We start from the raw sequence: 18,417 nt of genomic DNA, 5'->3' as shown, positions 1-18,417 counted from the left end.
TGGCCGCGATCGCCGCGGTGGACATGGCGCTGTGGGACATCAAGGGCAAGCTCGCCGGGATGCCGGTCTACCAGCTCCTGGGCGGGGCGTCCCGGAACGGGCTGCGCGCCTACGGCCACGCCTCCGGCGCGGACCTGCCCTCGCTCTTCGACTCGGTCCGCGAACACCTCGAGCTCGGCTACAAGTCGATCCGGATCCAGACCGCGGTGCCCGGGATCAAGGCCGTCTACGGCGTCGCGGCCCAGGCCCAGGCCTCCGGGGAACGCTATGACTACGAACCGGCCGGGCGCGGGGCGTTCCCGCAGGAAGAGGACTGGGACACCCGCGCCTACCTCCGCCACCTGCCGACCGTGTTCGAGGCCGTGCGCAACGAGTTCGGCCCGGACATCCCGCTGCTGCATGACGGGCACCACCGGATGACCCCGATCCAGGCCGCGAAGCTGGGCAAGGCGCTGGAACCCTACGACCTGTTCTGGCTCGAGGACTGCACCCCGGCCGAAAACCAGGAAGCCCTCCGCCTGGTCCGGGCGCACACCACCACCCCGCTGGCGATCGGGGAAATCTTCAACACCGTCTACGACTACCAGGCCCTGATCAAGGAACAGCTGATCGACTACGTCCGGGCCGCGTCCACCCACTTCGGCGGGATCAGCCCGCTGAAGAAGGTCATGGACTACGCCGCGCAGTACCAGATCAAGTCCGGCTTCCACGGCCCCACCGACATCTCCCCGGTCGGGTTCGCCGCGCAGCTGCACGTGGGCCTGGCGATCCACAACTACGGCATCCAGGAATACATGCAGCACTCGGACAAAACCAACGAGGTCTTCGAACAATCCATGACCTTCACCGACGGCTACCTGCACCCCGGCGACAAACCCGGCATCGGCGTCGAATTCAACGAAGAAGCCGCCGCCGCGTACCCCTACCAGCAGGCCTACCTGCCCTACAACCGCCTCGTCGACGGCACCGTCCATGACTGGTAACCCGGCGTCGACGGGTGACAGTCCCTGAAGCACCAAAAAGGTCCCGGGCGGCGAGTCGATGCTCTGCCGCCCGGGACCTGGCTCTTTTGAGTCCCGCTCTCAGCGTCCGGTTTGCTGGTTGCTTAGTGAACCTGTTCCCGGGTCATGCCGAAGGGGACCTGGTCGGAGAGGGCCGCGGTGTAGTGGCCCGGCTTGTGCCGCGTGAGCAAAATGCCGTGCGTCCCGGTTGTCATGGCGAGCTGCTGCAGCCCGCGGACGGCGTCGTTGAGTCGGTCGTCCAGCACGCGCCGGTTGTCGACCTGGATCTCAATGGACTCGGTAATGGTGGTCATCGCTCTGTCTTTCTTGGAGTACTTCTAGTCGGGCCCAATGGATTCAGGAACAGTAACGTCATATTTATTGGCCCGTCAAATCACCACGCCGCGTCTGCGTGTGGCCCGTGCGGACGCCAAATGCCCGCACATTGCGGCCCGGGCGACTGACCTGCAGATCCATCCGGGCCCGGGTGGTCCCGGTGAGTCTGATCACGCGGCATCACTGCGGGCAGGCCGAGAGGTGCTCGTGGACGCAAGCAATGCCGCCGTCGGGGGTGCGGGAGAAGATGATGGTCTCCCGTTCATCGCTCGTGTCGCGGGCACCGCCCCCGTCAACCTGGACCGTCGTGGCCACGCGGTGTGAAAACACTGCGGTAGCCCCGAGGAGCTGGATATCCTGCTCGCTGCTCCGGCATTCGAGCACACGCCAACCACCTGCGAGCCAGCTGTCCCAAAGGGTGCGGTAGGCGGAGCGGGACCCAAGGCGCTGGGCTTCCGGATGGAAGATGAAGGTCGCTTCCGGGCTGAAGGCCGCAAAGTAGGCCTCGGTGTCCGTGGCGGCGAAGGCTGCGACCAGGCGGTCGGCTGCCTCCTGGACCTCTTCGCGGCTGAGGGCGCGGGCCGCAGCAGGCTCCAGCGCCGCAGCCGGCAGCGGCCGGGCCACGGCCCGGATCGGGGCGCCGTCGGCCCCGGGGATATTGAGGGGAAACAGGAAGAGCTCGACGTCGGATCCTGCGTCTGTGGCCCGCTGGACCTGCTCCAGCCCGGTGAGGTTTTCCACGATGATGCAGCCGTTTCCGGCCAGGATGGCGTGGGCGGGAAAGCCGCCGCCGGCCGGGTCGCCGTGCTGGTTGCCGTCCGGGGCGCCGGGGTAGCTGGGATCCACGCTGAGGGCATCCAGGCCTACGGCGCGGTAGCCGCGGTCCACGATCAGTTGCGCCGCCGCAGCCTCCAGCCATGGGTGCTTGAAGTACTCCTCCATTCCCCATGCCGCGGCGCAGCCGGTATGCAGCAGGAGGATCTTCTCTGGACTGCCCGGATTTCCAGGCTCCCCAGGATTCCCGGCGGAGCCAGCCGGGGCGATCCCCGCCAAGTGCGCGGCGGTGATGGCGCCACCGCGGGCCACGTCCCGGACATCCACGATTTCGGCGACGCCGCCGAAAAGGGACAGTGGCAATTCGTCCAAAGCGGCCCAGCCGTCGCCCACATGCAGGGGTGCGTCGGCGTGGGTGCCCGAATGGGAGCCGAGTCCGAGCGAGAGCACGTTGGCGCCGTCGGCCTCCACGGTCAGTGCCGATGCGATCCGGACCTCCGGGTCGCCGGGATAGACAGGCATTCCGGTGCGCAGCGGCACGCTGAGATCGAACCACGTCACCGCTGGCCCACCAGTTCCGTGTCGAGGTCGCCGTTCACGCCCGGCGCGGCTGCCTCCGGTGTTGCGGCAGCGACGGTGTTTCCCGCCGCATCGACGACCGGCGGCACCGGGGTGTCCTTCGAGGGGATCCAGCGCGGCCCGGCGGCCGGGAACACTCCGCGCGGCTCCGGGAAGATCCACAGCAGCCCGAGGTAGAGGACGGCTGCGAGCCCCAGCGATGCCGGCAGGCTGATGTCCACGCCGCCGGCCAGGTTGCCCAGGGGTCCCTGGAACTGGCCGGGCATGTTCACCATGCTCAGCCCGGCGGCGGCGCTGACCAGCCAGGCCGTCATGCCGCGCAGGTTCCAACCGTGGTTGAACCAGTACCGTCCGCCGGTTTGGCGGCGGTTGAACACCTGGAGGGCATCAGCGTCGTACCAGCCGCGGCGGGTGATGAAACCGATGATCATCACCACCATCCACGGCGCGGTGCAGGTCACGATCAGGGTGGCGAACGTGGAAATGCTCTGGACGAGGTTGAAGGCGAAGCGGCCGGCGAAGATGAAGGCGATCGCCAGGACCCCGATGAACAGGGTGGCCTGGACCCGGTTGAACCTCGGGAAGACGCTGCTGAAGTCCAGACCGGTCCCGTACAGCGAGGACGCCCCGGTGGACATGCCGCCGATCAGGGCGATGGCGCAGAGCGGGATGAAGTACCAGGCCGGGGAGACCGCCAGCAGGCCGCCGACGTAGTTCGGCGCCGCCGGGTCCATGAATTCCGGCGCCTTGGTGGCGATGATGGACGCCGTGGCCAGGCCAAAGACGAACGGAATAAGGGTGGCCAGCTGGGCCAGCAGCGCCGCGCCCATGACTTTGCGCTTCGGGGTGGCGGTGGGGATGTAGCGCGCCCAGTCGCCCAGGAACGCGCCGAAGGAGATGGGGTTGGACATGACGATCAGGGCCGCGCCGATGAACGCCGGGACGAACCCTGCGACGCCGAGGCCGTCGAATCCGGTTCCGAAGGCACCCTCGAAGTTCAGGTTGAGGTCGCCCGCGAAGGCGATGAAGCCGACAACGAACAGCAGGGTGGCCGCGGTGACGGCAATCTTGTTCACGAGCAGCATGAACTTGAACCCGTAGACGCAGACCACCAGAACGAGCCCGCCGAAGAGGCCGTAGGCGACGGCGAACGAGCCCATGTCCTGCGGCAGCCCAACCAGCCGGTTCAGCCCGCCGACCAGAGCATCGCCGGAGCTCCAGACCGAGATGGAGAAAAATGCCAGCGCGGTCAGCAGTGACAGGAATGATCCGACCACCCGGCCGTGCACGCCCAGGTGGGCGGAGGAGGATACCGCGTTGTTGGTTCCGTTCGTGGGGCCGAAGACGGCCATGGGCGCCAACAGGAGGGCGCCGACAACCAGGCCCGTCACCGTCGCGGCGAGCCCCTGCCAGAATGACAGGCCGAACAGGATCGGAAATGCGCCAAGGAAGGCGGTGGCAAAGGTGTTGGCTCCGCCGAATGAAACCCTGAACAAGTCAAAGGCGCTGGCATTGCGGTCCTTTTCGGGGATCCGCTCAATGCCATAGGTCTCCACGTCGGTGACCTTGCCGCGGTTCCGCCCTGCTCGGGCGCCGGCAGGCTGTTCCTCGACCATGTTGTTCTCCATCCAGCTCATCATTGATTCTTAAGAGTTGCTTTATAAGCATCACAAGTTGTGTTGGAGGCTACACTGTGAAACGGCTCACAGCAAGGCGCTGCCCTGTCCGGCCCGCGGGTTACGCAAGCGGCCGCCGGCCCGGCGCCCTCCCGCGGGAGGACCGGGCGGCCCACGTGCCTGCCGCGGGGTAAATAACAGGGATAATCTTCAACGGGGACCATCCACTACACGGCGCAAAGGCGGCACAGCGACATGGCACAGGCTCAGACAGGCAAACCCCAGGGACGGTGGCAGACCTTCCACGAAAAGTTCGTCGTGGAGGAGCGCTTCATGAGCGTGACGGCGCGCCGGAATCTCTACCGGACCGCCGTCGTCCTGATGATCGCGGGCGCCGTGCTGTTCGCGGTAATCCTCGCCGGAGTCCTGCAGCACGGCGGCATCTCGGCGGCGGATGAGCCCGTGCGGACCTGGCTCCTGACCCTGCGCGCGGAGCCCACCACCATCATCATGATCATCCTTGCGGTTATCTTCGGCCCCATCGGCCTGCCAATCATCGTCCTGATCGTGACGGTGGCCTGGGGCCTGCTCGCCAAGCATGCCTGGCGGCCGATGCTCCTGGCCGGCGCCATGCTGACCGGCGTCATTCTGGCGCAGGTCATCGGCCACATCGTCGAGCGCCACCGGCCCCCGATCGACCTCATGCTCTTCGGCGCCGACTCCACGTTCTCGTTTCCGTCCGGCCATGTCCTCGGCGCGTGCGACTTCCTGCTGGTCACCACGTACCTGGTCTTTTCGCGCCGGAAGAACCCCATGTCCGCTGTCATCGCCTTCATCGTGGCGGGCATCGGCATCTTCTTCGCCGCCGTCAGCCGCCTCTACCTCGGCTACCACTGGATGACCGATGCCCTGGGCGCCTTCTCGATCTCGCTCGTGATCCTGGGCGGCGTCATTGCGCTGGACACCTGGCGGACGGCGCGGATTCCGGGCGAACAGGTCACCGGGACACTGTCCACCGCCGACACCAGCCAGGACTGAGCACCATCAGCGGCTGCGGGCCCGCTTGAGTTCGGCCCGCAGCCGTGCGTTGGCTGCCTCGAGTTCGATCACCTTAGCCACGCCGGCCAGGTTGAGCCCCTCTGCCAGGAGTTGGCCGATCCGCCGCAGCACCACAAGGTCTGCGTCGCTGTATTGCCGGGTGCCACCCGCAGTGCGGCCCGGTGCAAGGAGCCCCCGGCGCTCGTAAAGCCGGATATTCTGCTGCCCCGTGCCCACCAGCTGGGCTACCACCGAGATGGCGTACAGGCCTGAAGCCGTGCCTCGCTCCGCCATGGTCTTCCTCCCGTTCCGGCAATTCCCTTGCATCAGTGTTTCACCGGTGCTATAAAAAATCTATACCCCCTACCACAGAAAAGCTGTGGCGGGTTGTGGAAGGAATGCAGATCAACTCTCGCTGAAGGAGTGGGAAATGATGTTGATTCGGACGGACCCGTTCCGTGACTTCGACCGGCTCGCGCAGCAGGTGTTCGGGACGGTGGCACGCCCAGCGCCCATGCCCATGGACGCGTGGGAGGAAGACGGCGTATTCGTTGTCGCGTTCGATCTTCCGGGGGTCAATGTCGACTCGATCGGGCTCGACATTGAGCGCAATGTCCTGACGGTCCGGGCGGAACGGCGGGACCCGGTGCGGCCCGACGTGGAACTGACGGTCTCGGAGCGCCCCCGTGGGGTGTTCAGCCGCCAGCTGATCCTGGGCGACACCCTGGACACGGAGAACGTCAAGGCGAACTACGCAGACGGCGTCCTGACGCTCCGCATCCCGGTGGCGGAGGCGGCCAAGCCGCGGAAGATTGAAGTCACCCGTTCGCAGGACACGATGCAGGAGATCGGGAAGTAGCCCCCGAGCCGGCGCGGCGCCCGAAGCGTTGCTCCGGCTCCGGCTGCGTGCAAACGGAGGCCGATCATGCCCGGCAGGAACCCTGACCCCCGAGGCTACTATGCGCTATTGCACGTCTCGCCGCAGGCGGGCCGGCAGGAGATTGGCCGCGCGTTCCGGGCGCTGATGCGCCGGCATCATCCCGACGTCGGCCATCTGGACCGCGACCCTGCCGATGTCGGCGCCATTCTGCACGCTTTCGCCGTGCTGCGGGACGCCAGGAGCCGGGCGGAGTACGACGCCGGGGGTTGGCGTCCCGCCGTCGGGGACGACACCCTCCATTACCGGAACGACCATGACGGCCAAGGCAGCCGCGACATCCCGGTGCGCATCATCCGGCGTCGGGATCCCCTTGTGCGCGTGCTCCCCGTCCGCTGGGAACCCGGGCCCTGACGGGGAAACGCCCCTTGCCCGGCCGCTGAGCCGGACACGAGGCCGCCCAGCAGTTCCAGCCAGCAGTACCGCCCAGCTGTTACATCCACTGAGGAGGAGTCCAGCCATGAGCGCATGGCGCCGTTACGATTCGCACCTTATGCCGGTGTTCCACGAGCGCTTCGAAGCGCGCTGGGGCGAGGGAACGGCTCCGTTCCTGGACCCGGAGGCGCATGAGGCCCCGTTGCCCCGTGCGCAATGGATCAACATCGACACGGGTGCGGCGCTGGCGGTGGTCCCGGTCTGGACAGATGAAGACAGCCAGCACCGATCCTTCGGCGTGTTCTACCTGCCGCCCGCGGGTGACATTTGGGTGCTGAGGCCCGGCTTCACGGAGTATCTGGAACCCTCGGTGGACGAGGCTGGGCAGCTCCTGACGCTGCGGAACGATGCCTTCCGCAAGGCCGTGGAGCACGCCAAGGTCTTCCTGTTCGGGCCGGAGACCTCGGTGTTCTGAACGGCAGCGACCGGTTGATGCCGGCGATCAGTTGCTGGCGGCGGCATAGGCGTTCAGGCTCAGCGAGAACACGACCCAGGAAAGGTACGGCAGCATGAGCAGGCCCGCCGCCCGGCTGATCAGGCCGAACCGGACCACCGTGACGGCGGCGGCCACTGCATGGACGGCGATAAGCAGCAGGGCCAGCCAGAGGGCCGCCGCGCCGGCCATGGGGTACATGCCGAAGAACAGGGGCGCCCAGGCGAGGTTGACGAGCAGCAGGATGGCGTAGACGGTCATGTCCCCCCGGCCGCGCCCGGAGCGAAGCCCTGTTCCCCGGCGCCAGACCAGCCACGCCGCCACTGCCATGGTCGTGTAGAGCACCGTCCAGACCGCTCCGAAGGCCCAGCCCGGCGGAGTCCACGGAGCCTTCTCAGCCGCCGCGTACCAGCCGCCGGCGTTGCCGATAATGACCAGCGACGCCACGAAGGACACCCCATGGGAGACCGCCAGGAAGCAAAGGAGGGCTGCCGCCTGCCGACCGGGGCCGGGCGGCGCCGACGGCGGCCGGCGCTTGACGCCTTGTTCAATTTTCACGTGCACCGATCAACAGTGGCCGTTGGCATCGCGTCCGTCAAACGGCGAGGTTCGTGGCGCTCACTCCCGGGGGAGCCTAAGATCAGTCAACCAACCACCGAAACTACATAGAGGTCCCCGTCGATGAACGCTTCCGCCAAGGATCTGGCTTCCCTTCTTCCGCCCGGCTTCACCCTGGGGGTGGCGACCTCCGCCTTCCAGATCGAGGGTGCACTCGATGAAGACGGCCGCGGCCCTTCCGGATGGGATGTCTTCGCCGCGAAGCCGGGTTCGATCGTGGAGGACCAGAGCCCGGCCGTTTCCTGCGACCACTACCACCGGATGCCCGAGGACGTGGCTCTGATGAAGGAGCTGGGGATCGACTCGTACCGGTTTTCGCTGTCCTGGTCCCGGATCCAGCCTGGCGGGAGCGGACCCGCGAACCCTGCCGGGCTGGACTTCTACGACCGGCTGATCGACCTGTTGCTCGCCAACGGCATATCCCCCATGGCCACCCTCTACCACTGGGACACCCCATTGCCCCTGGATGAGGCCGGCGGCTGGATGAACCGGGACACGGCCTACCGGCTGGGGGACTTCGCCGCCATCGCCGCGGCTGCCTTCGGGGACCGCGTGAGGCGCTGGGTGACCGTCAACGAGCCCGCCACAGTCACCACCAACGGCTATGCCCTGGGCATGCACGCGCCCGGGGAGGCCCTCATGCTCAATGCCCTCCCCAGCGTGCACCACCAACTGCTGGGCCACGGCCTGGCGCTCCAGGCGCTGCGTGCCGCCAAGGTACCGGGCGACATCGGCATCACCAACGTTTACTCACCGATGGTCCCGGCCACCGCGAACCCGCTGGACAAGGTCAGTGCCGGACTCATGGATGTGGCGCAAAACCGGCTCTACGCCGATCCGGTGCTGCTCGGTAAATATCCGGATGTCATCCGGGCCGCCACCTTTTTTTCCTCGTCCTTCAGCCCGTCCAGCGAAGACATGGAGCTGATTTCCCAGCCCCTGGATTTCTATGGCCTGAACTATTACATGCCCACCCTTGTTGGGGCCGGTCCGGGTGAGGGGGCCGTGCCGCCCGGCATGGCCGAAGCCATGGGGGACGACCTCAGCGGGACACCCGGTGCGCCCTTCCACATAGCGCCCTTCCCGGACACCGAGACCACGGCCTACGGCTGGCCGGTCAAGCCCGAATACATGTCCGTCGCCCTGGCCGAGATGGCCGACCGCTACCCGGATCTGCCCCCGGTCTTCATCACCGAGGGCGGCGCCAGTTTCGAGGACGTCGTGGTCCAGCCTGTCGGGGCGGACCGCCGGATAATCCCGGACGAACGGCGCCTTCGCTACCTCGCAGACCACATCGGCACGGCCCTGGAAGCGACACGTCCCGGCGGCGCCGCCGAGGCCATCGACCTTCGGGGCTACTATGTGTGGTCCTTCATGGACAACTTCGAGTGGTCCGCCGGCTACAAGCAGCCGTTCGGTCTGGTGCACGTCGATTTCGATACCCAGGTCCGCACGCCGAAGGCCTCCTACTACTGGCTCCAGGAGGTCATTGCGGCCCGAAGCGCGGCGTCCGCCGGAGAGCCCGGCAGTGCCGCGCAGCCCGGCGGCGCCGCGGGCAGGACGAACCCGCCGACGTCGGAGAGCCGCACCCAGCGGGCTGACGCCCCTAAGGCCGGGTCAACCTAGAGCAGATCCAGGTCCTGCAGGCCCTTGGCGAGCCCGGCGCCGTCGGGCGAATAGAACCACGGGACGGAGGACTCCGAGTGGTCTCCGGTGTCGGAGTGGCCGCCGGCGAAGACGGCCTCGCTGGCCGAGAGCTGCCGGATGCCGATCGCGGCCACCTGGTCCGGGTGCTTCTGCGCGAAGCCGGAGTAAATCTCTTCATCGTGCTGGCCGTTGTCGCCGAACAGCAGCCAGCGCATGTTCGGGAACTCCTGGGCCAGCAGCTCAAGGTTGCGCCGCTTGTGTTCCTGGCCGCTGCGGAACCAGCGGTCGTGCGTCAGTCCCCAGTCCGTGAGCAGCAGCGCGCCCGAGGGATAGAGGTTCCGGGCGATGAAACGGGCCAGGGTGGGAGCTGCGTTCCACGGCCCGGTGGACAGGTATATCACCGGCGCCTCGGGGTGCTCCACCTTGAGCCGATCCAGCAGGACGGCCATGCCGGGTGTCGCCATCCGGGCCCGTTCGTTCAGGACGAAGGTGTTCCACAGTGCCAGGAAGGGCCGGGGGAGGGCGGTGACCATGATGGTGTCGTCAATGTCCGAGACGATGCCGAGCCTGGTGTCCGGAGCGATCACGAAAATCCTGGCCTCGACCGGTTCCGTTCCCTCGGCGCGCAGCACGGCCGTGTGCCAGCCCGGGGTCAATGCCACGTGAACCAGGGTGTCCACCAGGCCGCCGCGGTCCGCATGCACGCGGGTGGTGACGCCGCCGATCTGGATCTCCACCTCGGTGAACTGGACCGGGACGCTCGTGAACGCCCGCCAGCCGCGGAAGTTCTGGTTGCCGTTCAGGGCCAGCCGCTCCGCCTTGCTTCCGGGCACCGGCCGGCTGGTGAGGACCACGCGGCCCAGTACCCTGACCCATTCGGTCGAGCCGTAGCCCTGATAGGCGACTGTCTGCGGGCTGAACTTCCAGCGCCGGGCCGTCTTGAGCCGGATCCCGTTGACGGTGTCCGACACCCAGTGGGCGAGCCGGAAGGCCCTGTTGCCGGACACGGGCAGCTGCTGCGCTGGTTGTGAGGCCAATTCCATGCCTCCACTCTCCCACAGTGCCGGGCTCCGGCGGTGCCGGCGCGGTCCCCGGACCCGGCCCCGCCACGCCGGATTACCAGTGTGGCGGCTCACCCAGCAGCCCGCGCAGTGTGGCGGCGTTGCGGACGGCATTGCCGCCGCCGTCGTTGTTGAAATACGCGTAGACGTCTTTGCCGCCGGCCTGCCACTCGCGGATCCGGTCAGCCCACCAGCGCAGGTCGTCATCGGAGTAGGATCCGCCGTACAGGACGTCGTGGTCCGGACCGTGCAGCCGGATATAGACGAACGGCGCGGTGGCGCGCAGGACGCACGGGAGCCCGGCGCCGCTCATGATGCAGTAGGCCGCGCCGTGACGTTCCAGCAGGGCGTACACGGCGTCGTCGTCCCAGCTTGGGTGGCGGAACTCCACGCAGACGCGGATCCAGCCGGGCAGAGCCGCCAGGAAGTAGTCCAGCCGGGCGTCGTCGCGTGCCAGGCCCGGGGGCAGCTGGACGAGCAGCACGGCCCGCTTGTCGCCGAGTTCGTGCCAGCACCGGGTGATCCGGTCCGCCCAGACCTCGGGGGCGTACAGCTTCTTGGCGTGCGTCAGGCCGCGGGGCGCCTTGACGGACAAAGCGAAACCGTCGGGCAGGCGGCGGCGCCAGCTGGCGAACGAGCCCTCTTTCGGCCAGCGGTAGAAGCTGGCATTCAATTCCACGGTGTCGAAGCGGGCTGCGTAATGCGCCAGCCTGTCCCGGGCCGGCAGGCCCGGCGGATAGAGGACCCCGTCCCAGTGGTCATAGCTCCAGCCGGACGTGCCGATCCGCACAGCGGCCTCGTGCCCTGCCATGACACTTCCCCTTCCGCCCGACGATGAGTCCACGTTCTTCCGGCCTACGCGGCGCACCGACCCGGTGCGCACCCGGCGCCGCATGCCCTCCACCGTGCCCCTCCACCGTGCCGGGGCGAAGGCGGTGTGGCACTGTAAGTGTCATGGTACGCATCGAGGATTACGCAATGGTCGGCGATCTGCACACCGCTGCCCTGATCAGCACCGAAGGTTCCATCGACTGGCTGTGCCTGCCGCGCTTCGACTCGCCGGCCTGCTTCAGCGCCCTCCTCGATTCCCCCGCGGCCGGCCGGTGGCTCCTGGCGCCGGCGGGGGGCGGCGAATGCACGCGCCGCCGCTACCGCAAGGGCACACTGATCCTGGAAACCGAGTGGGATTTGCCCGAGGGCAAGGTCAGGATCATTGACTTCATGCCGCCCCGCGACGAGGTGGCGGATATCGTGCGGATCGTGGTCGGTGTCCGCGGCACCGTGCGGATGCGCGGCGAACTGGCGCTCCGGTTCGACTACGGCCACATTGTGCCGTGGGTCCGCCACGACGAGCGCGGCATCCACGCCGTCGCCGGGCCCGATGCCGCCTATCTGGTGACCGAGGCGCCCCTGCGCGGTGAGCGGATGCATACCGTCAGCGACTTCACGGTCAAGGCCGGGGAGCGTGTGCCCTTCGTGCTGACCTGGAGCCCCAGCCACCTCCGCCGGCCGCGGTCGGTGGACCCGGAAATGGTCCTGGCGTCCACCGAGGAGTTCTGGCTTCGCTGGTCGGCTAAGTGCACGGTCACCGGGCGCTACCGCGATGCCGTCCAGCGCTCGCTGATCACGCTCAAGGCCCTGACGTTTGCCCCCACCGGCGGGATCGTGGCCGCCGTCACGACGTCCCTGCCGGAGGAGATCGGCGGCACCCGGAACTGGGACTACCGTTTCTGCTGGCTCCGCGACGCCACGCTCACGCTGCAGGCGCTGCTGGCCGCGGGCTATACGGAGGAGGCCGGCGCGTGGCGCGACTGGCTGCTCCGCGCCATCGCCGGGGACCCGGCGGATCTGCAGATCATGTACGGGCTCCACGGCGAACGCCGGATGCCGGAGCTCGAACTGCCGTGGCTGAAGGGCTACGAAAACTCCGCTCCGGTGCGGACCGGTAACGGTGCGGCCGGCCAACTGCAGCTCGACGTCTGGGGTGAGGTCCTCGATTGCTTGTCCCTGACCCGGAACTCCCTGCTCAAACACACCGACGACGCCTGGGATGTGCAGGTGGCCCTCATGGAACATCTGGAGACGGCCTGGCGCCAGCCGGACAACGGGCTGTGGGAAATGCGCGGCCCGCAACGCCATTTCACGCACTCCAAGGTGATGGCCTGGGTGGCGGCGGACCGCATGGTCAAGGGCGTCCGGGACTTCGGCCTGACCGGCCCGGCGGACCGATGGGAGGAGCTGCGCGACGCCATCCACGCCGAAGTCATGGCCAACGGGTTCGACGCCGACCGCAACACGTTCGTGCAGTCCTACGGGCGGCCGGAGCTGGATGCGAGCCTCCTGCTGCTGCCCCGGGTGGGGTTCCTCCCGCCGGATGATCCGCGCATCATCGGAACCATCGACGCGGTCCAGCGCGAATTGACGCACGACGGCTTCCTGCGCCGCTACCTGCCGGCACAGAGCGATGACGGACTGCCCGGCGAGGAGGGGGTGTTCCTGGCCTGCTCCTTCTGGCTGGTCGAGGCCCTGATCGGGGCGGGCCGGCGCCACGAGGCCCGGGAGTTGTTCGAGCGCCTCCTGGCGCTGCGCAACGACGTCGGGCTCCTCAGCGAGGAGTGGGGCGTCGAGACCGGCCGGCAGCTCGGCAACACGCCGCAGGCCTTCAGCCACTTCGCCCTCGTCATGAGCGCCCTGGAACTGCATGAAGACGGCGTCCGCCGCAGCGACGCCCCGCTTCCGTGATCCGCGCCCGCGGCCCCGCCCTCCGGCCGCGACCCCGGCTGCGGCGACCGCCGGCGGACGAAGGCCGGGACCTTCAGCACTTTCCCCGCACCGTAAAATAAGTACACTTACTAATATCCCGGCGGGGGATACGAGGGAACTAGGAGTGTTGCAAATGGCGGGATATTTTGAGCTCGTGGACGCGCCCGAGGGCGGCTACCGCATTCGGATGATGGACGGGGCAGGGCAACTGATGGCAGTCTCAGTGACGTTTCCCACCAAGAAAGCCGCCGTTGCCGGCGTCGCCCAGGCAAGGGAAATCGCCGGAACCGGGCTGATCAGGGACCGCAGCGCCGATGGCCGGCCCGCCGTGCCGGGATCGTCCGCCCGGGTGATCAGGGGGCGGCGTGGCGGTGCCGGGCGCTCAAACTCCACCCTGGGGAGCTCCCTGGCGGGCAAGAGGGCGCAGGCCCGCACCTGATCCTCGGGGCGGACGTTTCCCCAGCCGGGTTCGCCGCGCCGAACGGTTACAGTATGGCCATGGAGCAGCGGGGGAATCGGAACACCGGCCGTGTCCGGAAGAATCTGCTGGGCCGTGTGGCGGTGCCGCTCACTGCCGCGGCCATGCTGCTCGCCGGGCTGGTCCTTCTTGCCCAGCCGGCCACGCAGGAGGACTTTGGCTGGGTCGCGTATGCGCCGCTGGCGACGGGGTCCGTCGTGCTGCAGGGGCTCATGATCATGGGTCCGTGGACCTGGGCAGGGGTCGGGCTGATCAGCATCGGGTTGCTCCTGCTGGCATTCTGGTCCGGCTACCGCACGGGCCGGCGGGCCCGGGACCGCGGCGAGGACTCCCGCTAGGCGGCTGGAGACAGTTCGCGGCAGTCCGGGCGCGAAACACTGACGTGATGTGCCTCCTCGGCGGTACGCTGGCCGGGCAGCGCCTAACCGTCGAGGAGGACCTCATGAGCCAGCACCACACCCCCGGAAGGGTCGCCGTCGTCACCGGAGCCGGTTCCGGCATCGGCCGCGCAGTGGCCAGGCTCATGCTTGCCGAGGGCTACCGGGTGGTCCTGGCGGGGCGGCGGGAGGAACCGCTCCGCGAGACCGCGGCCGGCCACCGCCAGGCGCTCGCGGTCCCGTGCGATGTCACCGTCCCCGCCGACGTCGAACGGCTTTTCGCCGCCGCGCTGGGGCAGTGGGAGCGCGTAGACGTGCTCTTCAACAACGCCGGCGTGTTCGGCCCCGCCGCCGCGGTGGACGAGATCACCGTGGAGGACTGGGACGCGACCGTCGCTGTGAACCTCACGGGGTCCCTCCTCTGCGCCGCTGCCGCGGTCCGGGCCATGAAGGCCCAGTCGCCCCAGGGTGGGCGGATCATCAACAACGGTTCGGTCGCGGCGCATTCGCCCCGGCCGCGGACGGTGGCCTACACGGTGACCAAGCACGCCATCACGGGGCTGACCAAAAGCATTGACCTGGACGGGCGCGGGTTCGGCATCAGCTGCGGACAAATCGATATCGGCAACGCGGCGACGGAGCTCATGGAGGAGATCGGAGTCGGTTCCGGGGCGGCCCAGGCGGACGGCAGCCTGCGGGCCGAGCCGACGTTTGCGGTGCAGGACGCCGCCCGGGCCGTGCTGCTGATGGCCGGGATGCCGGCGTCGGCCAACGTGGGATCCCTCGTGGTGACAGCTGCGGGCATGCCGTTCATCGGCCGAGGCTGAGGGCACGGCTGGGGCGCGTCTGGGGGCGCGGGCCCGGCTGGTGGGTCCTGCCCGACGCCGCCGGGCGCTGCCGGGCGCTGCCGGGCGCCGCCCGGGGACTTAAAGGGGCAGGAGGGCGGACAGGTCCGCGCGCAGTCCCGAGGCGGCAACACGGCCGGCGGCGACGGCGCCGGCCCAGCTCAATCGTCCGCTGACCATCGCCAGCCAGGTGTCGGCGTCGCACTCGATGACGTTTGGCGGGGTGCCGCGCGTGTGCCGCGGGCCCTCCACGCACTGCGTGACGCCGAACGGCGGGACGCGCACCTCCACGGAGTTCCCGGGCGCCCGCGCGGTGACTTCCTCCAGGCAGTAGCGCACCGCCGTCGCGATTGTGGTGCGCGGGACGTTGCCGGAGCCTCCAGAACCGGGGACCCCGGCGGCCGGCATGTTCTGGCCCGGTGCGGTCGCGGTGGCTTCCTGCCATGCGGCGAGTGCCGCGCGGCCCTCGTCCACATTGATTCGACGGCGCGATACAGCCACTTTCCGCGTCTCCTAGTCCAGCAGTGCCGCGACGGCCCGCCCGAGCCGGATCTTGCCGACCGGGCGTCCCCCGCCCAGTACCGGGTCCACCACCTTGTCCAGGACGCTGGACACCTCAGGGATTTCGACGGCGCCGGAGGCCGCGAGGAGCGTCAGCCCGACCAGCGTGGTGGCCCGGATATTGCCGTCGAGCATCTTGATGGCAACCGAGACGCCCTGGCGGGTGGCCATGACCAGGACGCCCTCGGCGCCGATCTTGGCCAGGATGCCGAGTTCGTCCATGACGATCGTGTTGGCCTGCCCGCGCCCCTGGACGGCCCACGGGTAGTCCAGCATGGATGTGGCAATGGTGGCTGCCCGCGCGTTCGAATTCTTGTCGCCCGGTGCCTTGGCCAGTTTTGAGTAGGCCCGGGCCAGGCCGATCAGGGAGACGGCGGCAACCGGCGCGCCGCAGCCGTCGATGCCCAGGTGCGTGATGCGTTCGCCGCAGTACTCCTCGATGACGGAGCGGATGCGCTGCTGCAACGGGTGGTTGGGTTCGAGGTAGCTGTTCTTGTCCCAGCCGTTCTCCGTGCACGCCCAAAGGAACGCGGCGTGTTTGCCCGAACAGTTGAAGGCCAGCCGGGACTTGCCGCGCTCGGTCTGGACGAGCCAGTTCCGGGCGGTCTCATCCTGGGGCCAGTCGGCCGGGCACTGCAGCTGGTCTTCCTTGGCCCCGGCCGCCTTGAGCATGCCCTCGACCACGTCCATGTGGTCCAGGGATCCGACGTGGCTGCCGCACGCGATGGCCACCTGGGCGCCCCGCAGGGGCACGCCGGACTGCATCGAGGCCAGGGCCTGCAACGGTTTGAGCGTGGACCGGGCAAAGATCGGGGCGTTCACATCGCCGAGCTCGATCACCACCGTCCCGTCCGCGGCCAGCACCACGGCCGAGCCGATGTGGCGGGACTCCACGAAGCCGCTGCGTTCGATGACTGCCAGTTCGACGGCGGAGTCGACTGTGAATGTTGCATGCGGGTTCAAAGCCATGTTGCAAGTCTATGGTGCCCGGTGCTGATACCCCGGCTATTCCACGGTCACCATCACCGACTGCCAGCCGGAGGCGCCGTCCGGGACCGGATCCGCCCGTTTGTCCGTCTGGACCTCGCCGGTGCCGTCCGTGGCGCGCACCTTGATGTAGTGCGGGCCCGGCGTGGCATCCCAGTCAAGGGACCACTGCCGCCACGTGATGAGGGAGGCTTCGTCGGAGAGTACCGCCTCGGTCCAGGGCCCGCTGTCGATCTGCACCTCGACCTTGGTGATCCCGCGGGTCTGGGCCCACGCGGTGCCGCCGAGGGCGATCTTTCCGGCCGGGACCTTGGCGAAGGACTTGGGCACCTCGACCCGCGCCATGGTCTTGATCGGGCCGCGTTCGGACCAGCCGCGCTGGGTCCAGTACGCCTTGCTGTCCGCGAACCGGGTCACCTCCAGGTCCACCACCCACTTGGTGGCGGAGACGAAGCCGTACAGGCCGGGAACCACCATCCGCACCGGGTAGCCGTGCTCGAGCGGGAGCGCCTCGCCGTTCATGCCGATCGCCAGCATCGCGTCGCGGTCGTCCTGGAGGACCTCGAGGGGCGTGGAGGCGCTGAAGCCGTCAGCCGAGGTGGAGAGCACCATGTCCGCGCCCTGCGTGGGGCGGGCCAGCTTCAGGGCGTCGCGGATGGGCATGCCCAGCCATTTGGCGTTGCCGGCCAGGTTGCCGCCGACCGGGTTGGACACGCAGGTCAGGGACACATGGGATTCGATGAGCCGGGCGTCGAGCAGATCCTGGAAGGTAAGCCGGACCTCTTGTTCCACGAGGCCGTGGATGCGCAGTTCCCAGTCCTGGACGTTGATCTCCGGGACGCTCAGCGCCGTGTCGATCCGGTAGAAGTCCTTGTTCGGGGTCAGCCACGGAGTGACGCCGGGCGCCTTGGACTGGACCCCGGCCGGGACCGCGGCGGCGGCCTTGGCGGGCGCGGGCAGCTGCAGCGACTCGCGCGCCGCGGCCACGTTGCTGCGGGCCGAGCTCAGCAGGCGTCCGCCGGTGGCGGCAACGGCCGAGGCGGCCGCGGTGATCCCGGCGGCGGCGAAGAACCCGCGCCGCGTGGTCGCCGGACGCTCGGGTTCCTTCGCGGCGACGTCGGCGGCCCGGTCCGGCCATTCCTGCATCCGCCACAGCCGGGTGATCAGGAGCCGCAGCACCACCAGCCCGGCGACGGTGCCGATCAGGGAGGGAATGGCATCGATCGGCTTGACGCTGGCCCGCGTCACGACGCTGCCAACGATCACGGCGCCCATCAGCACCACCCCGGCCACACCCAGGGCCCATTTCCGGTACGCCACGATGCCGAGCACGCACGCCAGGAGGAGGATCGTGACCGCCATGCCGACGAACAACGCGGCCTTGTCGTTGGTGCCGAACGTTTCGACGGCGAAGTTCTTCATCCACAGCGGCGTGAAGTCGATGAACGTCGATCCCAGCGCAATCAGGGGCGTCGCCCGTGTGGTGAAGAACGCCCCGATCAGTTCCGCGACGGAAAGGACGACGGTGGCCGCAGCCACTCCGGCCACCGCGGCCAAGGCTGTGGCGCCGCGGGACCGCTTGCTGGGCTTCATGCTGGGTTTGTTCATACATGTCATTCGTAGCCGCGCGCTCCGCGGATTGTCCGGCGCCGGGCCCGGTTCCCGGCGTGTGGGCATGCCCTCCTGCCGGACCCTGGAGTGGACATGCCCCGCGGTCCCCGGGACATGTCCAGTCTTGGGACCCGGGCGCGGGCATGTTCTCCGGCGCCACGGGGCATGTCCAGTCTTGGGACCCGGGCGCGGGCATGTTCTCCGGCGCCACGGGGCATGTCCAGTCTTGGGACCCGGGCGCGGGCATGTTCTCCGGCGCCACGGGGCATGTCCAGTCTTGGAACCCGGGCATGGGCATGATGGGATTATGCTCAGTGGCC

The 18,417-nt window shown here is 68.5% G+C and carries 20 protein-coding genes; 10 read left to right on the top strand and 10 right to left on the bottom strand.

Annotated elements, in window-relative coordinates; genetic code table 11:
• Positions 1-983, top strand: a 983-nt coding sequence (locus B5X90_RS19700) for a D-galactonate dehydratase family protein (protein ID WP_079555324.1), incomplete at its 5' end; no start/stop codon positions are given.
• A gap of 122 nt (positions 984-1,105) precedes the next feature.
• Here the strand turns inward: B5X90_RS19700 and B5X90_RS19695 are convergent.
• The 3 genes from B5X90_RS19695 to B5X90_RS19680 form a co-directional block, all read right to left on the bottom strand.
• Positions 1,106-1,315, bottom strand: coding sequence for a hypothetical protein (locus B5X90_RS19695; protein ID WP_079555594.1), 210 nt, complete (start codon positions 1,313-1,315; stop codon positions 1,106-1,108).
• A gap of 202 nt (positions 1,316-1,517) precedes the next feature.
• On the bottom strand, positions 1,518-2,672 hold the full coding sequence (locus tag B5X90_RS21440) for a cyclase family protein (protein WP_256860353.1): 1,155 nt from the start codon (positions 2,670-2,672) through the stop codon (positions 1,518-1,520).
• Positions 2,669-4,318 carry a purine-cytosine permease family protein gene (locus tag B5X90_RS19680; RefSeq protein WP_256860352.1) on the bottom strand — a complete coding sequence of 550 codons (1,650 nt, stop codon included), beginning with the start codon at positions 4,316-4,318 and terminating at the stop codon, positions 2,669-2,671. The genes B5X90_RS21440 and B5X90_RS19680 overlap by 4 nt, the downstream gene beginning before the upstream one ends.
• Before the next feature lie 243 nt (positions 4,319-4,561).
• Between B5X90_RS19680 and B5X90_RS19675 the strand changes: the two genes are divergently transcribed.
• A complete protein-coding gene (locus B5X90_RS19675) occupies positions 4,562-5,344 on the top strand; it encodes a phosphatase PAP2 family protein (protein ID WP_079555593.1) in 783 nt (260 codons plus the stop codon).
• A gap of 6 nt (positions 5,345-5,350) precedes the next feature.
• On the opposite strand, the gene B5X90_RS19670 is transcribed toward B5X90_RS19675, so the two are convergent.
• Positions 5,351-5,638, bottom strand: coding sequence for a MerR family transcriptional regulator (locus B5X90_RS19670; protein ID WP_079555592.1), 288 nt, complete (start codon positions 5,636-5,638; stop codon positions 5,351-5,353).
• 139 nt (positions 5,639-5,777) lie between these two features.
• Between B5X90_RS19670 and B5X90_RS19665 the strand changes: the two genes are divergently transcribed.
• From B5X90_RS19665 to B5X90_RS19655, 3 genes are all read left to right on the top strand, one after another.
• Entirely contained in the window at positions 5,778-6,203 is a 426-nt protein-coding gene (locus B5X90_RS19665) for an Hsp20/alpha crystallin family protein (RefSeq protein ID WP_079555598.1), read from the top strand.
• Positions 6,204-6,269: 66 nt separating this feature from the next.
• Complete coding sequence (locus B5X90_RS19660) at positions 6,270-6,635, top strand: J domain-containing protein (RefSeq protein WP_079555591.1); 366 nt, start codon at positions 6,270-6,272, stop codon at positions 6,633-6,635.
• A gap of 106 nt (positions 6,636-6,741) precedes the next feature.
• The gene (locus B5X90_RS19655) at positions 6,742-7,131 is read left to right on the top strand and encodes a hypothetical protein (protein WP_079555590.1); all 390 of its coding nucleotides are present in this window, start codon (positions 6,742-6,744) and stop codon (positions 7,129-7,131) included.
• Between the two features lie 27 nt (positions 7,132-7,158).
• On the opposite strand, the gene B5X90_RS19650 is transcribed toward B5X90_RS19655, so the two are convergent.
• The gene (locus tag B5X90_RS19650) at positions 7,159-7,707 is read right to left on the bottom strand and encodes a TspO/MBR family protein (protein ID WP_079555589.1); all 549 of its coding nucleotides are present in this window, start codon (positions 7,705-7,707) and stop codon (positions 7,159-7,161) included.
• A 123-nt stretch (positions 7,708-7,830) separates the two neighbouring features.
• Here B5X90_RS19650 and B5X90_RS19645 point away from each other — a divergent pair, with 123 nt between their 5' ends.
• The gene (locus B5X90_RS19645; protein ID WP_256860351.1) at positions 7,831-9,393 is read left to right on the top strand and encodes a GH1 family beta-glucosidase; all 1,563 of its coding nucleotides are present in this window, start codon (positions 7,831-7,833) and stop codon (positions 9,391-9,393) included.
• On the opposite strand, the gene B5X90_RS19640 is transcribed toward B5X90_RS19645, so the two are convergent.
• Together B5X90_RS19640 and B5X90_RS19635 are read right to left on the bottom strand one after the other, a co-directional pair.
• Positions 9,390-10,457, bottom strand: a complete 1,068-nt coding sequence (locus B5X90_RS19640; RefSeq protein WP_079555588.1) for an App1 family protein — start codon at positions 10,455-10,457, stop codon at positions 9,390-9,392. The genes B5X90_RS19645 and B5X90_RS19640 overlap by 4 nt on opposite strands.
• 73 nt (positions 10,458-10,530) lie before the next feature.
• Positions 10,531-11,286 carry a DUF72 domain-containing protein gene (locus tag B5X90_RS19635; protein ID WP_079555587.1) on the bottom strand — a complete coding sequence of 252 codons (756 nt, stop codon included), beginning with the start codon at positions 11,284-11,286 and terminating at the stop codon, positions 10,531-10,533.
• Positions 11,287-11,429: 143 nt separating this feature from the next.
• Here B5X90_RS19635 and B5X90_RS19630 point away from each other — a divergent pair, with 143 nt between their 5' ends.
• From B5X90_RS19630 to B5X90_RS19615, 4 genes are all read left to right on the top strand, one after another.
• Entirely contained in the window at positions 11,430-13,217 is a 1,788-nt protein-coding gene (locus B5X90_RS19630) for a glycoside hydrolase family 15 protein (RefSeq protein WP_079555586.1), read from the top strand.
• 154 nt (positions 13,218-13,371) lie between these two features.
• Entirely contained in the window at positions 13,372-13,677 is a 306-nt protein-coding gene (locus B5X90_RS19625; RefSeq protein WP_079555585.1) for a hypothetical protein, read from the top strand.
• 59 nt (positions 13,678-13,736) lie between these two features.
• Positions 13,737-14,054, top strand: a complete 318-nt coding sequence (locus B5X90_RS19620) for a hypothetical protein (protein ID WP_143264834.1) — start codon at positions 13,737-13,739, stop codon at positions 14,052-14,054.
• A gap of 104 nt (positions 14,055-14,158) precedes the next feature.
• Entirely contained in the window at positions 14,159-14,920 is a 762-nt protein-coding gene (locus tag B5X90_RS19615; protein WP_079555597.1) for an SDR family oxidoreductase, read from the top strand.
• A gap of 99 nt (positions 14,921-15,019) precedes the next feature.
• Here B5X90_RS19615 and B5X90_RS19610 read toward each other — a convergent pair whose 3' ends face one another.
• Genes B5X90_RS19610 through B5X90_RS19600 form a run of 3 tightly spaced genes read right to left on the bottom strand, consistent with a single transcriptional unit; the run spans position 15,020 to position 18,079 of the window.
• Positions 15,020-15,439, bottom strand: a complete 420-nt coding sequence (locus B5X90_RS19610; protein WP_079555583.1) for a sterol carrier family protein — start codon at positions 15,437-15,439, stop codon at positions 15,020-15,022.
• Between the two features lie 12 nt (positions 15,440-15,451).
• Positions 15,452-16,468 carry an asparaginase gene (locus B5X90_RS19605; RefSeq protein ID WP_079555582.1) on the bottom strand — a complete coding sequence of 339 codons (1,017 nt, stop codon included), beginning with the start codon at positions 16,466-16,468 and terminating at the stop codon, positions 15,452-15,454.
• A 36-nt stretch (positions 16,469-16,504) separates the two neighbouring features.
• On the bottom strand, positions 16,505-18,079 hold the full coding sequence (locus tag B5X90_RS19600; protein WP_256860350.1) for a molybdopterin-dependent oxidoreductase: 1,575 nt from the start codon (positions 18,077-18,079) through the stop codon (positions 16,505-16,507).
• Positions 18,080-18,417: the final 338 nt, after the last annotated feature.

The organism is Arthrobacter sp. 49Tsu3.1M3 (genome assembly GCF_900168135.1).
Taxonomy (GTDB): domain Bacteria; phylum Actinomycetota; class Actinomycetes; order Actinomycetales; family Micrococcaceae; genus Arthrobacter.
The sequence above is the reverse complement of the archived record's forward strand: the minus strand, read 5'-3'. Positions and strand labels throughout refer to the sequence as shown.